Below are 3,675 nucleotides of genomic sequence, written 5' to 3'. Positions count from 1 at the left end.
CCCCAGCGGCTGCAGGCAGCCGCTGCCGTCCACACTCACGATCGCGGCCATCAGTTCCGGCGCGATGCGCTCGACCTCCTTGCAGATCAGCGTGGCGACCTCGATCAGCGGCTGTTCGCGGACCAGCGCATCCAGCACGTTCTTGTGCAGCACCTCGTGCATCTTGCTCTGGGTGATGTCGGTGAACGAGAGGATGTAGTGCTGTTGGCTGCCATCCTCGCTGGCGATGGGGGTGGCCACCAGGGTGGCCCACAGCGGCGTGCCGTCCTTGCGGTAGGCGAGGATGTCGGTCTGGTGGCCGAAACCGGCGCGCACGCGCTCGCGGGTGTGCTGCACGGTCTGCATGTCGGTACCGGGGCCGGCCAACACGTTGCTCGGCAGATGCCCCAGCACTTCGCTCTCGGCATAGCCGAACACCTGGCTGAAGCCGGCGTTGACGTAGAGGATGTTCAACTCCGGATCGCAGACGACGATGGCGGCGTCGCTGGAGTCCAGTGCCAGCGACAGCAGTCGCATCCTGGCGTCGCGGGCGCGCTCGGCGCTGATGTCGCGCACGAACAGCACCTGCAATTGGCTGTAGTGCTGCGGTGCCCGCGCCGCGCTCACCGCCAGCCAGCGCGCTGCGCCATCGTAGTCGCGCAACAGCAGCTCGTAGCTGCCGCTGCCGCCGTCGTGCAGGCAATGCGCGAGGAAGTCGTCGCGCACGTCGGCATCGGCCAACTCGCCGAGCGGACGCCCCAGCACCTGCGCGCGGGGACGGTTCCACAGCGCCTCGGCGGTGTGGTTGAAGGCAACCACACGCGCCTGCGGATCGACGATCAGCACGCCTTCCGGTGCGTACTGCAGGCAGAGCAGCAGGTCCAGTTCGGAACGGGCCGCCGCCGTTCGCGCCGCCTCCACGCTGATGTCGCTGGGCACGCTCGACGTTGTGACGCGGCGGCCCGGCATGGTGTCAGCGCGCCTGCACGGACAGCGCGATCAGGCGCTCGGCGATCTTGTCCAGCGGCAAGACCTCCTGCGCCGCGCCCAGGCGGAAGGCGGTGCCGGGCATGCCCCAGACCACGCTGGTGGCCTCGTCCTGGACCAGGGTGCTGGCCCCGGCCTGCAGCATTTCCAGCAGGCCGCGCGCGCCGTCGTCGCCCATGCCGGTGAGGATCGCGCCGATGGCGTTGGCGCCGGCGTTGCGTGCCACCGACTGGAACAGCACGTCCACCGCCGGCTTGTGCCGGTTGACCGGCGGGCCGTCGTCGATCTTGCAGCGCCAGCGCGCACCGTCGCGGATCACCTGCAGGTGCTTGCCGCCGGGCGGCAGGTAGGCGTGGCCGGGCAGGATCGCTTCGCCTTCGGTCGCTTCGCGCACGGCCATGGCCGAGTGCCGGTTGAGGCGGTCGGCGAAGGCGGTGCTGAAGCCGGCCGGCAGGTGCTGGGTCATGACCACCGCAGGCGCATCGGCCGGCATCCCTTCCAGCACCACGCGCAGCGCTTCGGTGCCGCCGGCGGAGGCGCCGATGGCGATCAGCCGGTCGGTGGTGCGGAACTTCAGCGAGGACACCGCGGCGGGCGTGGCGGTGGCGCCGGCCGGTTTCGGCGCGGCCGGCCGGTCCAGGGCGCGGACCTTGGCCTTGGACGCGTTCTTGACCTTGGCGATGATCTCTTCGGCGTACTCCTCCAGCCCGCGGGCCACGTCGAGCTTGGGCTTGGAGACGAAGTCGACCGCGCCCAGCGACAGCGCCTGCAGGGTGGTGTCGGCGCCGCGCTCGGTCAGCGAGGAGATCATCACCACCGGCGTGGGCCGCAGCCGCATCAGGTTTTCCAGGAACGCCAGCCCGTCCATGCGCGGCATTTCCACGTCCAGGGTGATCACGTCCGGATTCAGGCGCTTGATCTTCTCGCGCGCCAGCAGCGGGTCGGCGGCCGAGCCGACCACTTCCACGCCGGGCGCGCCCGACAGGATTTCGGTAAGGATCTGTCGCACGACCGCCGAGTCGTCGACGATCAGCACGCGGCAAGGGGCTTCCAGGCTCATTCGAACAACTCCACGGCACCGGTGACGGGGGCTTTGGCGAGACGGGCGCGCACCGCCGACTCGGCCGCGGCGATTTCGGCTTCCTCGTGCGCGTGCGGCAGGCGCTGCACGACCACGCGGCCGGTAGCGGGGAAGAACCAGATCTTGCGCGGATGGATGCCACGCAGATCCTCGGCCACCACCGGGATATGTTCGGCCTTGAGGTAGTTCAGCACGAAGTCGGCGTTGCGCGTGCCGACCGGATTGTTGGTGAAGCCCTTGAGCACGTTGCCGCCGCCGAACACCTTGGCTTCCAGGCGGTTGCGGGCGGCGCCGCGCTTGAGCAGGTCGTTGATCAGCACTTCCATCGCATAGCTGCCGTAGCGGGCAGGCGCGCCGTCGCCGCTCTGGCCGTCGGGCAGCATGAAGTGGTTCATGCCGCCGATCTTCAGCAGCGGGTCGCGGATGCAGGCGGCCACGCACGAACCCAGGATGGTGGTCAGCGCGGTGTCGTCGTCCACCACCAGGTACTGGGTCGGCAACAGCTTGGCCGCCATCGTCTGGAAGCGCGTGTCGTGATAGCGCATCACCTGGTCCAGGGCCATGGCCGCGGCGCTCATGCGCGATCCTTCTGCGCCCGGCGATACAGCGTGCGGCCGCAGGGCTGGATCAGGTCGGCCGCATGCAGATAGTTCTCCGAATGGCCGGTGTAGAGCATGCCGTCGTCGTCCAGGTGCGGAATCAGCCGCGACAGGATGCCGCGCTGGGTGGGCTTGTCGAAATAGATCATCACGTTGCGGCAGAACAGCGCCAGGTACGGGCCGGCGACGTCGTAGCGCGGTTCCAGCAGGTTGAGCTGGCGGAACTCGAGCAGGTCGCGCAGCGCCGGCAGCACCCGGCAGTGGCCTTCGTTGGCGCCGCTGCCGCGCTGGAAATACTTGCGCTTGAGGGCGGGATCGAGGCTGGCGACGCGTTCCAGCGCGTAGACGCCGCGCGAGGCGGTGGCCAGCACCTGGGTGTCGACGTCGGTGGCCAGGATCCGCACCGGCGGGGTCAGCGTGCCGAACGCTTCGCAGGCGGTGATCGCCAGCGAGTAGGGCTCCTCGCCGGTGGACGAGGCGCAGGACCAGATCTTCAGCGGCGCCGCGCCGGAGTGCTTCTGCAACTCTTCGCGCAGCCGCTCGAAATGGTGCGGCTCGCGGAAGAACGAGGTCAGGTTGGTGGTCAGCGCATTGGTGAACGCCTCCCATTCGTCGCCGCCTTCGCGCTCCAGCCAGTCCAGGTAGTCGCGGAACGAGCGCAGGCCCAGCACGCGCAGGCGCCGCGACAGCCGGCCGTAGACCATGTCGCGCTTGGCCGGGGCCAGGGCGATGCCGGCCTTCTGGTAGATCAGGTCGCAGACCCGCTTGAAATCGCGGTCGCTGAAGTCGAAGTCGCGATTGTCGGAACCGGAGGAGGGCGAAGCGGGAGTCTGGATGGCCATGGTGCGCAGCGATGGTCGGTCAATCGGGTTATCGGCCGGGAACGGACGAAATTGACAGCCGGCAGTCAGGAAAGAGCGCCGGCGGTGGCCTGCGGGCTCAGAACTCCTGCCACTGGGCCTCGCTGGCGGCGGTGCTGGCGGGGCGCGGGCGCGCCGCCGCACGGGGCCTGGCGCGGGCCGGGGCCGG

Annotated in this window: 4 protein-coding genes; all 4 read right to left on the bottom strand. The window is 69.4% G+C overall.

What is annotated here, in order from left to right; genetic code table 11:
• Positions 1–918 (bottom strand): PAS domain-containing protein (locus tag D183_RS0109170; RefSeq protein ID WP_017908725.1); only part of this gene is annotated, 918 nt, incomplete at its 3' end.
• A 34-nt stretch (positions 919–952) separates the two neighbouring features.
• Positions 953–2,026, bottom strand: coding sequence for a protein-glutamate methylesterase/protein-glutamine glutaminase (locus tag D183_RS0109165; protein ID WP_026143996.1), 1,074 nt, complete (start codon positions 2,024–2,026; stop codon positions 953–955).
• A complete protein-coding gene (cheD, locus tag D183_RS0109160) occupies positions 2,023–2,625 on the bottom strand; it encodes a chemoreceptor glutamine deamidase CheD (RefSeq protein ID WP_017908723.1) in 603 nt (200 codons plus the stop codon). Before cheD ends, D183_RS0109165 begins: the two co-directional genes overlap by 4 nt.
• Positions 2,622–3,488, bottom strand: a complete 867-nt coding sequence (locus tag D183_RS0109155; RefSeq protein ID WP_017908722.1) for a CheR family methyltransferase — start codon at positions 3,486–3,488, stop codon at positions 2,622–2,624. The genes cheD and D183_RS0109155 overlap by 4 nt, the downstream gene beginning before the upstream one ends.
• Between the last annotated feature and the right edge of the window lie 187 nt (positions 3,489–3,675).

The organism is Xanthomonas sp. SHU 199 (genome assembly GCF_000364665.1).
GTDB classification, from domain to species: Bacteria; Pseudomonadota; Gammaproteobacteria; order Xanthomonadales; family Xanthomonadaceae; genus Xanthomonas_A; species Xanthomonas_A sontii.
This window is presented reverse-complemented; position numbering and strand designations above follow the sequence as displayed.

Bases quoted from the DNA above. Each gene is read 5' to 3' on its own strand.
- D183_RS0109165 (WP_026143996.1), bottom strand. From the start codon at position 2,026: ATGAGCCTGGAAGCCCCTTGCCGCGTGCTGATCGTCGACGACTCGGCG.
- cheD (WP_017908723.1), bottom strand. From the start codon at position 2,625: ATGAGCGCCGCGGCCATGGCCCTGGACCAGGTGATGCGCTATCACGAC.
- D183_RS0109155 (WP_017908722.1), bottom strand. From the start codon at position 3,488: ATGGCCATCCAGACTCCCGCTTCGCCCTCCTCCGGTTCCGACAATCGC.